The 14,509-nt window shown below is 70.0% G+C and carries 17 protein-coding genes; 11 read left to right on the top strand and 6 right to left on the bottom strand.

Features of this window, described 5'->3' with window-relative positions:
• Positions 1–18: 18 nt before the first annotated feature.
• The 4 genes from BLA60_RS44385 (at position 19) to BLA60_RS34225 (ending at position 4,575) form a co-directional block, all read left to right on the top strand.
• Positions 19–921, top strand: coding sequence for a hypothetical protein (locus BLA60_RS44385; protein ID WP_162293049.1), 903 nt, complete (start codon positions 19–21; stop codon positions 919–921).
• Positions 918–1,523, top strand: a complete 606-nt coding sequence (locus tag BLA60_RS44380; RefSeq protein WP_075137205.1) for an AAA family ATPase — start codon at positions 918–920, stop codon at positions 1,521–1,523. The genes BLA60_RS44385 and BLA60_RS44380 overlap by 4 nt, the downstream gene beginning before the upstream one ends.
• A gap of 157 nt (positions 1,524–1,680) precedes the next feature.
• Positions 1,681–2,640: an ASCH domain-containing protein gene (locus tag BLA60_RS45910; protein ID WP_245812343.1), complete on the top strand. Its 960-nt coding sequence runs from the start codon at positions 1,681–1,683 to the stop codon at positions 2,638–2,640.
• A gap of 894 nt (positions 2,641–3,534) precedes the next feature.
• On the top strand, positions 3,535–4,575 hold the full coding sequence (locus tag BLA60_RS34225; protein WP_084735682.1) for a hypothetical protein: 1,041 nt from the start codon (positions 3,535–3,537) through the stop codon (positions 4,573–4,575).
• Here BLA60_RS34225 and BLA60_RS34220 read toward each other — a convergent pair.
• Positions 4,557–4,946, bottom strand: a complete 390-nt coding sequence (locus tag BLA60_RS34220) for a MarR family winged helix-turn-helix transcriptional regulator (RefSeq protein WP_245812341.1) — start codon at positions 4,944–4,946, stop codon at positions 4,557–4,559. The genes BLA60_RS34225 and BLA60_RS34220 overlap by 19 nt on opposite strands.
• Between BLA60_RS34220 and BLA60_RS45905 the strand changes: the two genes are divergently transcribed.
• Positions 4,920–5,066, top strand: a complete 147-nt coding sequence (locus BLA60_RS45905; protein ID WP_245812339.1) for a hypothetical protein — start codon at positions 4,920–4,922, stop codon at positions 5,064–5,066. The genes BLA60_RS34220 and BLA60_RS45905 overlap by 27 nt on opposite strands.
• Before the next feature lie 72 nt (positions 5,067–5,138).
• On the opposite strand, the gene BLA60_RS34215 is transcribed toward BLA60_RS45905, so the two are convergent.
• From BLA60_RS34215 to BLA60_RS34195, 5 genes are all read right to left on the bottom strand, one after another.
• Positions 5,139–5,537, bottom strand: a complete 399-nt coding sequence (locus BLA60_RS34215; protein WP_075137202.1) for a type II toxin-antitoxin system VapC family toxin — start codon at positions 5,535–5,537, stop codon at positions 5,139–5,141.
• Positions 5,534–5,761 (bottom strand): type II toxin-antitoxin system Phd/YefM family antitoxin, encoded by a 228-nt coding sequence (locus tag BLA60_RS34210; RefSeq protein WP_075137201.1) that lies wholly within the window; start codon positions 5,759–5,761, stop codon positions 5,534–5,536. Before BLA60_RS34210 ends, BLA60_RS34215 begins: the two co-directional genes overlap by 4 nt.
• A gap of 61 nt (positions 5,762–5,822) precedes the next feature.
• Positions 5,823–6,383, bottom strand: a complete 561-nt coding sequence (locus BLA60_RS34205; RefSeq protein ID WP_075137200.1) for an NUDIX hydrolase — start codon at positions 6,381–6,383, stop codon at positions 5,823–5,825.
• The gene (locus BLA60_RS34200; RefSeq protein ID WP_075137199.1) at positions 6,346–7,800 is read right to left on the bottom strand and encodes a DHA2 family efflux MFS transporter permease subunit; all 1,455 of its coding nucleotides are present in this window, start codon (positions 7,798–7,800) and stop codon (positions 6,346–6,348) included. The genes BLA60_RS34205 and BLA60_RS34200 overlap by 38 nt, the downstream gene beginning before the upstream one ends.
• Complete coding sequence (locus tag BLA60_RS34195; RefSeq protein WP_075137198.1) at positions 7,797–9,359, bottom strand: MDR family MFS transporter; 1,563 nt, start codon at positions 9,357–9,359, stop codon at positions 7,797–7,799. Before BLA60_RS34195 ends, BLA60_RS34200 begins: the two co-directional genes overlap by 4 nt.
• 218 nt (positions 9,360–9,577) lie before the next feature.
• On the opposite strand from BLA60_RS34195, the gene BLA60_RS34190 reads away from it, so the two are divergent.
• The 6 genes from BLA60_RS34190 to BLA60_RS34165 all read left to right on the top strand — a co-directional run bounded on the left by BLA60_RS34190 (position 9,578) and on the right by BLA60_RS34165 (position 14,489).
• Entirely contained in the window at positions 9,578–10,819 is a 1,242-nt protein-coding gene (locus BLA60_RS34190; protein ID WP_162293048.1) for an MFS transporter, read from the top strand.
• A 122-nt stretch (positions 10,820–10,941) separates the two neighbouring features.
• Entirely contained in the window at positions 10,942–11,427 is a 486-nt protein-coding gene (locus BLA60_RS34185) for a cupin domain-containing protein (protein ID WP_075137196.1), read from the top strand.
• Between the two features lie 126 nt (positions 11,428–11,553).
• Positions 11,554–12,474 (top strand): amidohydrolase family protein, encoded by a 921-nt coding sequence (locus tag BLA60_RS34180; RefSeq protein WP_075137195.1) that lies wholly within the window; start codon positions 11,554–11,556, stop codon positions 12,472–12,474.
• Positions 12,471–13,223 (top strand): SDR family NAD(P)-dependent oxidoreductase, encoded by a 753-nt coding sequence (locus BLA60_RS34175; RefSeq protein WP_075137194.1) that lies wholly within the window; start codon positions 12,471–12,473, stop codon positions 13,221–13,223. Before BLA60_RS34180 ends, BLA60_RS34175 begins: the two co-directional genes overlap by 4 nt.
• 22 nt (positions 13,224–13,245) lie before the next feature.
• Positions 13,246–13,629 carry a SchA/CurD-like domain-containing protein gene (locus BLA60_RS34170; protein WP_075137193.1) on the top strand — a complete coding sequence of 128 codons (384 nt, stop codon included), beginning with the start codon at positions 13,246–13,248 and terminating at the stop codon, positions 13,627–13,629.
• On the top strand, positions 13,629–14,489 hold the full coding sequence (locus tag BLA60_RS34165; protein WP_075137192.1) for an LLM class flavin-dependent oxidoreductase: 861 nt from the start codon (positions 13,629–13,631) through the stop codon (positions 14,487–14,489). The genes BLA60_RS34170 and BLA60_RS34165 overlap by 1 nt, the downstream gene beginning before the upstream one ends.
• The last annotated feature ends 20 nt before the right edge of the window (positions 14,490–14,509 follow it).

Raw genomic sequence — 14,509 nt, 5'->3', positions numbered from 1 at the left:
TTGTGCTTCACTACGGGCATGCCCACAAAAAGCCCAGTCGAGGACGAGGTGGTCTCGGCGGTGGCGCAGCTGCTGCGGCAGGGGCTACCGGTCACCTCGGCCACCGCGCCCCCCGTTCTGCTCGACCTGCGCGGCGTCGTGGCCAGGGCGGTCGATCCCGCCGACACGGCCAGTCGCACCGCGGCCCTGAACGGCACCCTGCGCGGGCTGTTGGCCCGGTTTCCCGACGCACGCCTCGCCCCGGCGGCGCGGGCACTGTTCGGTCTGCTGCCGGCCGGGCCGGGGCTGAACCTCACCGCCCGCCGGGATGTGGCGGCCGAGCAGGTGGGCCACGAGGTCCACCACTTCCGCAAGCGGGTCGAGCCCAGGCTGGTCGAGAAGATCGCCTGGGAGCTGCTGGCCGACGCCGACCGGTTCACCCGCACCCCCATGATCGCCCCGCGACTGGCCCCCGTCACCGTCCGCCAACCGGTGCCGGCCGACCCGTTCGCCTGGGAGGTCACCGAGCACGAGGAGCAGCTGACCCGGTTGTGGTCGGCCCTCTACGCCGCCCGCGCCGAACTGCTCGCCGTCGAACGGCTGGTCAGCCTGCGCGCGAACCGGATCGACCTGATCCACGCCGCGGTGACCGCGGCCTGGCGCTGGGCCCTGGCCCGCGCCGAGGCGATCGACTACACCACCGCCTACCGCGCGGAGGCCGGTACGTCGGTCGACGTCCTGATCGCCCTGACCGGCTGGACGCCACGGCTGGCCGAGGCGCAGGCGTCGCGACTGACCGAGGCCGCCGTCGGCGGCGCCAGCCGGGAACAGTTCGTCCACGCCCTGCACCACGAGACCGGGCTGGGCAACGCCTGGGTCGACGGACTACTCGACCAGGAGCCGCGTGCCACCGCCATCCACGAGAACGGACCAACGCAGTGACCACGACCAACCCGCTCGCGGCGGCGCTCGCGGCCGCCGAGGACGGCCCTCCACGCCGCTATGTCATCACCGGTGGTCCGTCCTCGGCCAAGGACGACCTGATCGAGCGGATCCACGCCGCCCACATCCCCTGCATGCGGGAGGAGCCCGGCCGGGAGATCTACCGCAAGCACCGCGAACACCTCGGCCGCCACCTACGCCGCGAGGACCGCCGCGATTACTCCCTGGAAGTGCTGGAGGCGTTCGTCGCCGAGTACACCGCGCACACGAGCGGAATCAGGTTCTACAACCGCGGCATCCCCGACGGGTACGGCTGGGAGGGCTTCTTCGGACTCAAACCGACCACCGAGCTGGAAACGGCGACCCGACGCCACCGCTACGACGCGATCTTCGTGCTCGACCCGCTGGACACCTTCGAGGACCCCGACGACATCGTCTGGGCGAAGGATCGCGAGATCCGCCGGGTCCACGAACTGATCGTGCAGGGCTACTACGACGCCGGCTACGAGCCGGTTTTCGTCGCTCCCGACGCCGCCGACGCCCGACTGGACTTCATCTGCGCCAACCTGCGTCTGCCCAAACCGAGCCGGGGAGCGCGATAGTGTTGTCCCGCAACGGGAAATCGACCACACTGATCTCACCCAACAGCGTCCTGGCCAACGCCCTGTCGCGCACCATCGACCTCATCCGGCCGCGCGTGCGGGCGGCCCGGCCGACACGGATCAAGTTCGTGGTCGGCACCCAGATCAACGGTGGTGGATGGCCCCCTCACACGGCACCGTCCACATCCGCATTCCGTGTCCCGACTGCGGTTGGGCGGAGAAACGCGCCGACCGGACGAGACTGGCCCGACTCGACGAGGACGGCGCGACGTTCACCGCGGTCTGCCTGGACCACGGGCACTACGAGAGCCACGTCGACCCCGAGGACGACCAGCCCTACCTCGACCTCGCCACCCTCTATCGCAACCTGGTCAAGGAACGCGCGCTCGGACGCGACCCCGACGTCCTGCACGTGATGATGAAGGGCGGCGACTGGGCCTTCGGGTGCCAACTCGTCGACGGCGCACTGGGCGCGTTGGGAACCCCCGCCGCACAGATGCCGATGCGGATCTTCACCCCGCAGGTCCTCGCACCGACCGGCGCGAAGCTGTCCAAGTCGCTGCTGCGCGAGCAGGGCACCGGCGCTCTGCCTGCCGACGTCGAGCCGTGGATGCTTGACACCACCACCTGGCCCGGCGAACTCGACAACTATGTCGACTCGCTCGTCTGGCTCGTCGGTGAGCTGCTCACCGACCCCAAACACTTCTTCCGCTCGTTCACCGTCAGGGAGCTCGGCCGTCTCATGTCCGCACGACCCACCGCCATGCCCGTCCGCGCCCACGAGATGGGCATCTACAAGCGCTACTTCGACCTGATCGCCACCGGCCGCAAGACGACCGAGATCCGGGTCAACGACGCCAGCCGCAAGAAGATCAAGGAAGGATCGCTGATCCGCTTCCGCTGCCAGGGCGACGAGGTGCTGACCCGTGTCACCCGGGTCGCCCGGTACGCGAACTTCGACGAGATGTTCGACCATGAGTCCGTCGCCTCGGTCAACCCGTTGGCGACCCGTGAGGAGCAGGTCAACAACATCCGCCAGATCTATCCACCCGAGCGCGAAGCTCTTGGTGTCGTCGCGATCGGCATCCAACTGGTCGACCCGCCGCGAACCATCTGACGAGCCGTGGCAACACGGGAGTGGAGCTCATCGCATCCCCCACACGAGGACCACCCCGAACGCCCACGTGAAGCCCAGCAAGCCATTTCTGGACGCGTTCGACGACCACCCGGTCGTTGGTGGGTTCGGTGCCTCGCACGGGAACGTCGTCGACTTCCTCCTCGACCTGGTCCGTAACCCCGACCTGCCCGTCACAGTGGACGACATCGTCATCGTCCGCCAAATGGCGGCCACATCGTCTACATAGGATCGGAACGCCTGTCGCGCGTCCCGCACGGGCGCCGTGGCGGGAACCCGGATCTCACCGGCTCGCACCATCACGTCGACCACAGCCGGTAGGTCCGCCGAACCAGAGGAATAGTCGGCATGCCGACCGTCGACGTACTCGAACCCGAGCACGTTCCACCCCCCGACATCCGGCAGGTGCCACAACACCGCCGGGGCCACCGAACGCACACACGGACCGATCCCCGCCTCCCGGTCCTGTGTGACCACCGTGCGATGGTCACCCCGAACTCCCTTGACGAACACCCGCCCACCATCCACCTCAACCACGACCGCCAACGGCGAGTTCCGGCCCCCCGCCACCCCCCGCACGGCCCGGATCGGCCCGGTTCGACCCTCGATCCCCACCCGGGTCTCCTCAGGCAACGCAGCCCACTCGATACGCGTCCGCATCCCACCCCACAACCCACGGCAGCCGGTCGCACGCAGGCTACCGACGCGACCGGGGGACCGGCCGTGGACACGCCCGGCATGGAGCTCCCCTCCGAACTAGTCGACCCCGCTCGGCTGGTCCCCCGCGCGAGGGAACTGGTTCCCTCGTTGGGGTTACGGCGAAGAGCGCTCCGTGGTGGGACGACCGTAGCCCGGACGGCTTCTAGCGTTCGGTGGATGAACAGACTGTGGGTCGTGCTCTGCGCCGTGGTGATGGTCGGTGGCTGTGTCGACGGGGCGGCCACGGAACCGAACGTGCGACCGCGTGATGCCCAGCGAGCCATCCTGGACGCGTTCGACGATCATCAGGTCGTCGGTGGGTTCAGTGCCTCGCACGGGAACAAGGACGTTGACGACTTCCTCCTCGACCTGGTCCGTAACCCCGATCTGCCCGCCGCGGTGGACGACATCGTCATCGAGTGCGGCAACGCGTTCCACCAGGACCTGCTCGACGACTACGTCAACGGCGCGGACGTGGACGTGCGCCCCGTCTGGCGTACGACCAGCCAGCCGGAGTGCGGGTTCTCCGTGTTCGTCGAGCAGCTGGTTCCGTTGGTGCGGCGGATCAACGAGGGGCTTCCCGACGACCGGAGGCTGCGGGTGTTGGCCGCCGACCCGCCGCTGGACTGGAGTCGGATCGACAGTGTCGAGGAACTCGAACGGTTGTCCGACCGCGACGGGTTCGCCGCGTCGCTGATGGCGGACGAGGTGTTGGCGCGCGGGCGCAAGGCGCTGATGTTCTTCGGTATCAATCACATGCGTCATCGGCCGGGGACGCTCGTCGGGCAGTACGAGGCGCGGGGGTACGACGGTCTCACCTTCGTCATCGACGACCACCAGGGGTTCGGCAACCAGGATCCGGGCCTGCGGCGGCGCAACGACGAACTGGAGGACCGGATGGCCGACTGGCCGGTGCCGTCGGTCATCGAGATCGAGAACACCTGGCTGGCGGACCTCGACGCGCCCTACTTCAACGATCCGCTCCCGGGGGACGACCAGGGAAAGGGCAATCCCGGTGTGGACGGCTACCTGTTCGTCGGCCGGCGGGACGGTCTGCTGCGGGAGGGCCGCTCGGCGCAGGCGATGACCGACGAGACCTACCTCGCCCAACTGGACGACATCGCCGACCGGCTGGGTGAGCCGGCGGACTCTCCGTGGCGCACGGTCCGCCGGCGGGAGGCGAGCGAGGGTGTCTTCCTCTACGAACCGGGCCGGTGACCCGGTCGTGCCGCCGCCACGGGGTGCACGTGGGCGGCCAGGTCGGCGAGCGTCTCGTCCTGGTGGGCGTCGCGTAACGCGGTGTCCAGGACCTGGTGGCAGGTTTCGCGGGCGCGTTCGAGCAGGCGCCGGCCGTGGTCGGTGATCTGGGTGTAGACGCCGCGGCGGTCGGCCTCGCACAGGTAGCGCTCGGTGAGGCCCGCGCGCTCCAGCCGGGCGACGAGCCTGCTCACCGAGCTGTGGTTGAGCGGGATCGCGTCGGCCAGTACCTGCTGGCGCAGGTGCCCGCCGTCGTCCGAGTAGCCCAGTGCCGCCAGCGCCTGGTACTCCGAGACGGACAGCGCGTGCTCACGCTGGAGGGCGCGTTCCACGGCGTCGTCGACGCGGGCCTGGAGCTGGCGCAGGGCCTGCCAGCGTCGCTCCAGGGGCGTGGGCAGGACGATCGCGGGGCGGCGGTCGACTGGATCCGCCAGGAGCTGCGCACCCCGTAGGCCGACGCCAGGCCCGTCATTCGTGGACGGCGATCGCCGACCCGGTGCTGACCCGACGACAGGGCTGGCCGGTCACCACAGCACCTGAACTCCGGTCAGGGTGCGGAACGCCTCGTCAGCTGTCGCCAGCGGCAGTGACTCGGACATGCACTGCGCGGCGATCATGCGATCGAACGGATCCCGATGCGCCCATTCCATGGATCCCGCGAGGAGGCCGTGTTCGTCGTCGACGGGGATGCTCTCCACCTGGAGCCGCCCAAGGTGCTGCTGATAGGCGCGCACCAGCACGTCGGCCTGCGGCAGCTTCCCCAGTCGTTGCTTCGTCGCGATCTCCCACGCCGAGGCCGCGGACACGAACAGTTCCGTGCGGCGATCAGCGACCAGGTCGCGGATCTGCTCAGAGAGTCGAGCCGGCTCGGTCAGGGCCCAGAGCAGCACATGCGTGTCGAGCATCAGCCGGCGCGGCGTCATGCCTCCCACGCCGCCAACTCCTCCTCGGGAAGCGGCTCGTCGAACTGTTCGGGAACGCGATAGGGCACGAAGCCCAACTCTCGCGCCGCCGGCTCCTGAAAGGGGATCAGCCGAGCCACGGGGACGTCCCCGCGCGCGATGACGATCTCCTCCCCTCGCTCGACGTCGGCCAGGATCGCGGACAACCGCGTCTTGGCTTCCTGCACCTTCACTACCCGTTCCACACGCTTCACGATACTTGGTCAACCAGGCCTGGTCAACGTTGGTCAACCATGCGGATCGCGGCTAGGCCGCCGAGCGGGGGGCGAGCCCGCGCGCCCCCCGCTCCAGGGACAGCTGCTGCAGCGCCACCATCGACGCGGCGCTGACGATCTCCCGCCGGCCGATCATCCCGGGGATCTCGGCCAGCGGCACCCAGTGGATCCCCTCCGCCTCGTACGGGTCGCTCGCGGGTCCCGTGTAGACGGACCGCTCCGCGAGGTAGATCCACTGCTCGGCGTTGGCGATCCCGGCGATCGGTTGCAGGTAGCACAGTTCGCGCAGCGACTCCGGGCGCCAACCCGTCTCCTCCTCGGCCTCCCTGATCGCCGCCTGTTCCGGGGTCTCGCCCGGATCCACCCAGCCGCCGGGGAGTTCCCAGTTCCAGGCGTCGGTGGTGATCCGGTGGCGCCACACCATCAGCACCCGGTCGCTGGGCGGGTCGTAGATCGCGATGCCGACCGACGGGCGGACCCTCAGCAGGTGGTGGTCGTAGCGGCCCCGCCCCGGCACCTCCACGTCGACCAGGTACAGGGCCAGCCACGGGCAGTCATAGATCCGCCGTTCCCCGTGCACGGTCCACTTCACGGCCGCTCCTCTCCGAACGACGGCTGGAACGACTCCGGGACTGCCACGCCAGCAGCACCGCGGGAACGGCACTGGCGACGGCCAGCACGAGCGGCAGCCAGAACACGTTGCCGAACGCGACGTGCGCCTCGCCCGGATGCCGGGCGATCTGCGCGTCGAGCACCACCACGAACAAGGCCACCGCGCTGGACGCGCCGAAGTCGCCGATGACGCTGAACGTCGCCGTGGCGTGCGGGATCCGTCTCGGGTCCAGCACGCGGTAGGTCGCGGTCATCGCCGGCATCATCGTGCAGCCGGTCCCCACGCCGATCACCCACAGCGACAGGCCGAGCCGCAGATAACTGCCGTCGTCACCGGCCTGGGTGAACGAGATGAAGCCGGCGATGATCAGCGGGATGCCGAACAGGACCACCGTCCCCGGCCTGCCCCGGTCGACCATCCGGCCGGCGATCGGCATCATCATCGCCACACCCAGGCCCTGCGGCACCAGCAACAGCCCGGCGTTGAGCGGCGTCTCGCCCCGCGCCAGCTGGTAGTACAGCGGCAGCACCATCATCGCGCCGGACAGGATCGCGTTGGCCAGGAACAGCACCCCGGACGCGGCGGCGAACGTGCGGTTGGCGAACAGCCGGATGTCCAGCAGCGGCTTGTCGATCCGCCGCGCGTGCCGCACGAACAACGTCAGCAGCACCACCCCGGCCACGGCCGGCAGCAGGAACTCCGGGCTGGTCAACGCCTCCAGCGAGGACACGTTCACCAACCCGTAGACCGACAGCGTCACGCCGGGGCACAGCAGGAAGAACCCGCGCGCGTCCACCCGGTCGCGGTCGCTGGGGCGGTCCCGGTCGAAGACCCGCGCGGACAGCGCGATGGCGATCAGCCCCACCGGCAGGTTGATCAGGAAGATCCACCGCCAGGACACCAGGTCCAGCACGATCCCGCCGATCACCGGGCCGAGCACCGGCCCCAGCACCAGCGGCACCCCGACCAGGCTCATCGCCCGGCCCATCCGTTTGGGCCCGGCGACCCGGGCGACCATCGCCGTCCCGACCGGGCCGAGCATCCCCGCGCCGATCCCCTGGATCACCCGGAACACGATCAGGCTGCCCGGCGACCACGCCAGCCCGCACAGCAGCGATCCCACCGTGAACAGGGCCAACGCGCCCAGCCACAGCCGCCGCGCGCCGAACCAGTCGGTGGCCCACCCGGTCAGCGGCACCACCATCGCCGAGGCCAGCAGGTACACGGTGGTGACCCACTGGATCGTGGACAGGCTGGAGCCGAACACGTCGGCCAGGGTGTGCAGCGCCACCGAGATGATCGTCATGTCGATGATCGGGGTGACCGCGCCGAGCGCCACGATCATCGCGACCGCCAGCACCTTGCGGTCGAGCCGCTCGACCTGGGTGTCGGTCATGCGCTGGCCATCTCGGGCTCACCCTGGTGACCGTGGCCGCCCTGGTGGCCGTGCTCGTTGCGCAGCTTGGTGTTGGGCAGGAAGAACGCCAGCACCAGCGCGGCCAGCATCAGGAACCCGGCGACGGTGAACACCCTGGCCAACCCGCCGGTGAAGGCGTCGATGACCTGCGGGTACACCTCCGGCTGGGTGGTCTGCAACTGCTTGATGGCCGCCGGGTCCTGGTAGACGGCGTTGGCCGTGAGGTCGGAGGTGGCCGCGCTGCCCAGCCGGGCGGCGAGCACCGCGCCGAACGCGGCGGCGCCGATGGCCGAGCCGATGACCCGGATGAAGTTGGCCTGGGCGGTGATCGTGCCCAGCTCCCGGCGGCTCACCAGGTTCTGCACGGCGATGATCAGCTTGGAGATCACCATGCCCATGCCCAGCCCCAGCACCACCTGGTAGAGCCACAGCTGCCAGGCCGGCGTCGAGGCGTCCAGCATCGACAGCAGGAACAGCCCGCCGCTCATCGTCGCCACACCGGCGACCACCACGACCTTCGTACGGCCAAGCAGCGCGGCGATCAGCCAGCCGGACAGGCCGGAGCCGATCATCACGGCGATCATCAGCGGCAGCAGGTTCAGCCCGGCGACCGTCGGGTCGTCACCCCGCACGACCTGCAGGTACAGCGGCAGGAAGAAGTAGGCGCCGATGGTCGCCACACCGATCACGAAGGTGATCACCATGGCCAGGCTGATCTCCGGGCTGCGGAACAGCGACAGCGGCACGATCGGTTCCTTCGCGCGCCCCTCCCACACCAGGAACACCGCGATCAGCACCACCGCGGCGGCGATCAGCCCGAGGACCTGCGGGGAGCCCCACGCGTACTCGGTGCCACCCCAGATGCTGATCAGCACCAGCACCGAGATCACCGCGACCAGCAGCGTCGCGCCGATGTAGTCCACCGACGCCGAGCGGCTGACCCTCGGCAGCTTCAGGTTGGTGGCCAGCACGAACAGGCCGATGATGCCGATCGGCACGTTGATCCAGAAGCACCAGCGCCACGACACGTACTCGGTGAACGCCCCGCCGACCAGCGGGCCGGCCAGCGACGCCAGCGCGTACATCGCGCCGACCATGCCCTGCACCCGGCCCAGCTGGCGGGGCGGCACGACGCTGGCGGAGATGGTGAACGCCAGCACGACCAGCCCGCCGGCGCCGATGCCCTGCACCGCGCGGAAGATCACCAGCTGGGTCATGTCCTGGCTGAAGCCGACCAGCAGCGACCCGACGGTGAAGATGCCGATGGAGAACATGTAGACGGGCTTGGGCCCGTACAGGTCACCGAGCTTGCCGTAGAGCGCCATCGCGGCCGTCGTCGTCAGCAGGTAGGAGGTGACGACCAGCGAGAACGCGTCGATGTGGCCGAACTGGCCGACCATCGTCGGCAGGGCGGTGCCGACGATGGTCTGGTCCAGCGCGGAGAGGAGCTGGCCGGTGAGCAGCACCATCAGCACCGTGCGCAACTGCCACGGGGCGAGGCCGACCTGCGGCGACCGTTGGTCCGGGGGGTTGCCCATCGGGGCCTCCTCATGCGCTGGGCGTAGGTGGGTCCAGCGTGGGCCGGGCGGTGTCCCACTCGCGTCCCCCGCACGTCCCACCCCGACTGGGAAACTGTCCACGCGGCCGGTGACCGGCTGAAAATCCTTCGAGTTGGCCTTGAACGAGGTTCGAGTACTCCGCTAGAACGTCCTCTGTGGCGGTTTTCGAGCTGGTCACGAGAATGCGTGGTGCGATGGTGAGTGACAAACGTGGGATCTGGGGGTTGTTCGTCCCCCTGTACATGAGTCAGTTCCTGGCGATCGGCTTCCTGTTCACCGCGCTGACGGCGATCTCCCGGGATCGCGGCAACGACCTCGAGGACGTCGGCGTCATCTACGTCCTGGGCATGGTGTGGGCGGTCAAGTTCCTGTGGGCGCCGCTGGTCGACAAATTCGGGTCCAGCAAGCGCGGGCACTACCGCTCGTGGCTGTTGTGGACCCAGCCGCTGTCGGTGGTGGCGATCCTGGCGATCATCCCGCTGGACGTGGTGAACGACCTGTGGGTCATCCTGGCCGCGCTCGCGGTGGTGGCGATCCTGTCGGCCACCCAGGACGTGGCGACCGACGCGCTGGCGGTGCGCACGATCAGCGGCGCCGGCCGGGGCGGCATCAACGGTCTCCAGGTCGGCGCGGGGTTCGTCGGCGACATCATCGGCGGCGGCCTGGTGCTGGTGGTCTACGACTGGTGGGGGTGGACGCCGGCGATCGTGACGCTGGCGGTGTGCACGGCGCTGCCGGTGATCGGCGTGCTGCGCTACCGCGAGCCGGGTCTGGTGCAGGTCGGCCCGAACGCGGTGGCGCGCCCGTCGATGCGTTCGCTGTTCCGCCAGCGCGGCGCGGCCCGCTGGGCGTTCGTGCTGACCCCGCTGATGGCGCTGGGCATGCCCGGCGCGTACGGCCTGATGATCCCGATCATGATGGACGCCGGGGTGTCGGTCGGCGCGGTCGGCATGCTCAGCAACGGTGTCGGCGGCGTGATCGGCTGTGTGGCGGCGATCGCGGCGGGCCTGGCGATCCCGAAGCTGGGCCGCAAACGCGCCCTGGTGCTCTACGGGCTCGGCCAGGTGGTGGCGATCGCGGCGATCCTGCCGGTGGTGTGGATCGGCGGGATGTTCTGGGTGCTGGTGGCGATCGTGCTGCTCAACATCTTCAACACCGCGTCCTACGCGGCGATGTACACGGTGAACATGGACTACGCCCGGCCGGGCAGCGCCGGCTCGGACTTCACCGTGCAGACCAGCATCTCCTACGCGCTGCGGTTCGGCAGCGCCGGCATCATCCTCGGCTTGGCCAGTTCCTTCGGCTACACCTGGGCGCTGGTGCTGTGCATGGTTCTGGCGGCGCTGGGCGTGATCGCCACGGCGGCGCTGTTCATCGAGAAGGACGACTCGGCCGCCGGCCAGGAGCCGGCCGCCGTCCCGGTACCTCAACCGGCCTAGTAGGACGGTGTCGCGGGGGCAGCGCCGGATCACCCGCTGATCCGGCGTTGCCCGTTCCTCGAGCCCCGCTGCGTAGAAACGAATCCGTTGGGTCACAACGCAGACGAGGTCAGGGAGTGAGCATGTCCGACACGAAGCCGTTCCTGTGCGGGCCGCAGGAAGGCCGGGCCATCTGGCACTTCGGCTCGCTGGTGGTGTTCCGGGCGACCGGTGAGGACACCGGCGGCCAGTACTGGCTGGCCGAGATGTCCTGCAACCGGGGCTACGGTTCGCCGGTGCACGTGCACAGCAGGGAGGACGAGCTCTTCCACATCCTTGAGGGTGAGATGAGCATCGAGGTGGGCGGGCAGCTGTTCAACGCCACGGCCGGCTCGTCGGTGTTCCTGCCGCGCGACGTCCCGCACTCGTACAAGGCGGAGTCGGACACGGTGCGCACGCTGGTGCTGGGCACCCCGGCCGGCTACGAGAACTGGTTCTTCGAGACCGGTTCGCCGGCCGAGTCGCTGGAGATCCCGGCCTTCGACCCCTCCACGTTCCCCGACTTCGGCGCGGTGATCGCCTCGACGCAGAAGTACGGCGGGCAGGTGCTCGGCCCGCCCCGGGACTGACGCCATGACCACCCGTGAGCGGAGCGGGGGCGCGTGCGCCGTCTGGACTGACGAGCAGCGCAGGCGCGCCAGCGCCGAGCAGCGCAGGAGGGAAGACGGCGTGTTAGCGACCTCGCGGAGCGAACCATGATCACAGATGTTCACGGTCATGTGACTCCGCCGGAACTGCTGAAGCGTTTCCCGATGCCGCCGAGTCTCGGGGACATCGACGGGATGGTGGAGCGCAAGGCGGCGTTGGGGATCACCACGACGGTGGTCGGCAGCCCGGTCGGCGCCGGCACCATGCTGCCGATCCCCGGCATCGACAACTACGCGCAGTCGGCGGATTCGCTGGCGAGTTTCCACGACTGGGTCGGCGAGACCGTGCGGGACAAGGCAGGCCGGCTCGCCGGCTACGTCTACCTCAACCCGCTCGACGGAACGGCGGCCGTCGACCGGGCGGCGAAACTGTTGGCGGAGCCGGAGTTCGTCGGCCTGATCGTGAACTCCAGCGTGCGCGGCGAGTTCCTCGACGACGCGCGCAGCGACGAGTTCTTCGCGATGGCCGCCGAGACCGGCGCCCCGGTGCTGCTGCACCCGCCGGCCGTCCCGGTCGGTGCCGGCGCGATGAAGGCCGTCGGGGCGATCGAGCACGTCGTGCGCCCGTGCGACATCACGATGGGCGTCGCGGCGATCCTGCTCGCCGGGCGGTTGCAGGCCTTCCCCGGGCTGAAGCTGATCGCCCCCAACGCCGGTGGCGCGCTGGCGCTGCTGGCCGAGAAGCTGGACATGGCCCAGCGTCGGGACAACGTGGACGGTCCGCCGATCTCCCAGCAGCTGCGCCAGATCTACGTCGACACCGGCACCCCGTCGGTCACCGCGCTGCGCGCGGCGCTGGCGGTGTTCGGGCCGGACCGGATGCTGTTCGGCACCGATTCGCCGCCGCTGGCGACCCCGCTGGACACCGCGCTGGACGCCATCGACCAGCTCGGTCTGTCCGAGGTGGACAAGGAGAAGGTGTTGGGCGGCAACGCGGCCGAGTTGTTCGGCCTGAGGAGGGTGGTATGACCGAAGGTCAGCGGGTGCTGGTCGTCGGCGGGTACGGCGGCCTCGGCGCGGTGATCAGCGAGCAGTTCGCCTCGGCGGGCGCGCGGGTGGCCATCGCCGGGCGGTCGCTGGAGAAGGCGACCGTCCTGGCCAAGAAGCTCGCCGACGACGGGCACACCACGTTGCCGGTCGCGCTCGACGTCGTCGACTCGGCCAGCATCGACGCCGCCGTGTCCGAGGTGGACACCGCGTTCGGCGGCATCGACGTGCTGGTCAACTCGGCCAGCAAGCTGATCACCGTGCCGGCCGAGCACTTCGACGAGGCCCAGTGGATCGAGGTCGTGCAGGCCAACCTGGTCGGCGCGTTCCTGCTGTCCCAACGGGTCGGCCGGCACATGCTGGCCAGGGGCGAGGGCCGGATCATCCACCTGTCGTCGGTGCGCGGCGACGCCGGCGGGCGGATGGGGTTCTCCGCGTACGGCGCGAGCAAGGCCGGGGTCAACCTGCTGGTCAAGCAGCTGGCCACGGAGTGGGGCGGGCGCGGGGTCACGGTCAACGCGGTGGCCCCCGGGTTCATGCGCACCGACTTCGTCGAGGCGGCGCAACAGAACGAGCAGTTCGTCGCCCGGCTGGCCCAGCGGATCCCGATCGGCCGCTTCGCCGAGCCGGACGAGGTGGCGAGCGCGGTGACCTACCTCGCCTCGCCGCTGGCCCGGTTCGTCAACGGCCAGGTCATCTACGTCGACGGCGGCGTGACCGCCAGCCATTGAGTCCCTTGTGATGGAGGTAAGGATGTCCACCTGGCACGCGCTCTACTACCCGATCAAGCGGGGTAGCGAGGATGCGGTCAAGAAGCTGTTCGCCACCAGCGGCCGGCCCCAGTTCGAGATCACCGCACCGGACGGCACGGTCGTCGGCCGGCTGCTGGCGACGATGGCCTTCGTCGGCGAGGGCGCGGCCATCCGGGTCATCGAGGTCGACGGCCCACTGCCGGTGGTGGCCGCGCACATGAGCCGCCAGCCCGAGGTCAAGGAGTTCGAGCGGCAACTGGAGGAGCACCTGACCGAGGAGCGGGACATGCTCTCCCCGGAGGGCGCGCGGGCGTTCTTCCAGAAGGCGGGCATGGAGAACGTGCTCAACCGCCGGGCACCGGCGGCGGGCGAGAAGGCCGCCTGATGGAGATCGGCGTCGGCCTGCCCAGCGTCATCCGCGACGTCGCGGGCGACACGGTGCTGGAGTGGGCCAGGGAGGCCGACCGGGCCGGGTTCTCCAGCCTGGCCACGCTCGACCGGCTGGTCTACGACAACTACGACTGCCTGACGACCCTGGCCGCCGCGGCGGCGGTCACCGAACGGGCCAGGCTGGCGACGACGATCATGATCTCGCCGTTGCAGGCCAACACCGCGCTGCTGGCCAAGCAGGCGGCCACCGTGGACAGGTTGTCCGGCGGCCGGCTGGTCCTCGGGGTCGCCGCCGGTGCCCGCCCGGACGACTTCCGCGCCAGCGGGGTGCCGATGGCCGGGCGCGGGCGGCGGGTCGAGGCGCAGGTCGCGGAGCTGCGGGAGATCTGGTCGGGAGCTCGCCGGGGCTTCGCCGGCGGCATCGGCCCGACCGTGGCCTCGCCGCCGCCGATCCTGATGGGCGGCCACTCACCGGCCGCCCTGGCCAGGACCGCGCGGGTGGCCGACGGCTGGATCTCCGGCGGCGGCGGCGTCGACATGTTCACCGGCGGCGTGCACGCGCTGCGGGCGGCGTGGCGGGAGGCCGGCCGCGAGGGGTCACCGAGGATCGTGTCGCTGACCTACTTCGCGCTCGGCTCGTCGGCGCGCGAACTGGCCGACGGCTACCTCAACGACTACTACGGTTTCGCCCCGCCCTACGCCCAACTGGTGGCCCGCAACGCCGCCGTCGGCGAGGCGAAACTGACCGAGACCCTGACGCGCCTGCGCGACATCGGCTGCGACGAGGTCGTGCTCGCACCGTGCGGGTCCTCGCTGGACCAACTCAAGGAACTGCGCGAGGTCGTCGGCAAGTAGTCCGCCCGGGGCGGTCATCC

This window comes from Actinophytocola xinjiangensis, assembly GCF_001921215.1.
Classification (GTDB): domain Bacteria; phylum Actinomycetota; class Actinomycetes; order Mycobacteriales; family Pseudonocardiaceae; genus Actinophytocola; species Actinophytocola xinjiangensis.
This window is presented reverse-complemented; position numbering and strand designations above follow the sequence as displayed.

Excerpts from the sequence above, each read along its gene's own strand:
- BLA60_RS34225 (WP_084735682.1), top strand. The coding sequence starts at position 3,535 with ATGAACAGACTGTGGGTCGTGCTCTGCGCCGTGGTGATGGTCGGTGGC.
- BLA60_RS34200 (WP_075137199.1), bottom strand. The coding sequence starts at position 7,800 with ATGACCGACACCCAGGTCGAGCGGCTCGACCGCAAGGTGCTGGCGGTC.
- BLA60_RS34170 (WP_075137193.1), top strand. The coding sequence starts at position 13,246 with ATGTCCACCTGGCACGCGCTCTACTACCCGATCAAGCGGGGTAGCGAG.
- BLA60_RS44385 (WP_162293049.1), top strand. The coding sequence starts at position 19 with ATGCCCACAAAAAGCCCAGTCGAGGACGAGGTGGTCTCGGCGGTGGCG.
- BLA60_RS34215 (WP_075137202.1), bottom strand. The coding sequence starts at position 5,537 with ATGACGCCGCGCCGGCTGATGCTCGACACGCATGTGCTGCTCTGGGCC.
- BLA60_RS34180 (WP_075137195.1), top strand. The coding sequence starts at position 11,554 with ATGATCACAGATGTTCACGGTCATGTGACTCCGCCGGAACTGCTGAAG.
- BLA60_RS34185 (WP_075137196.1), top strand. The coding sequence starts at position 10,942 with ATGTCCGACACGAAGCCGTTCCTGTGCGGGCCGCAGGAAGGCCGGGCC.
- BLA60_RS34165 (WP_075137192.1), top strand. The coding sequence starts at position 13,629 with ATGGAGATCGGCGTCGGCCTGCCCAGCGTCATCCGCGACGTCGCGGGC.
- BLA60_RS34175 (WP_075137194.1), top strand. The coding sequence starts at position 12,471 with ATGACCGAAGGTCAGCGGGTGCTGGTCGTCGGCGGGTACGGCGGCCTC.
- BLA60_RS45910 (WP_245812343.1), top strand. The coding sequence starts at position 1,681 with ATGGCCCCCTCACACGGCACCGTCCACATCCGCATTCCGTGTCCCGAC.
- BLA60_RS34195 (WP_075137198.1), bottom strand. The coding sequence starts at position 9,359 with ATGGGCAACCCCCCGGACCAACGGTCGCCGCAGGTCGGCCTCGCCCCG.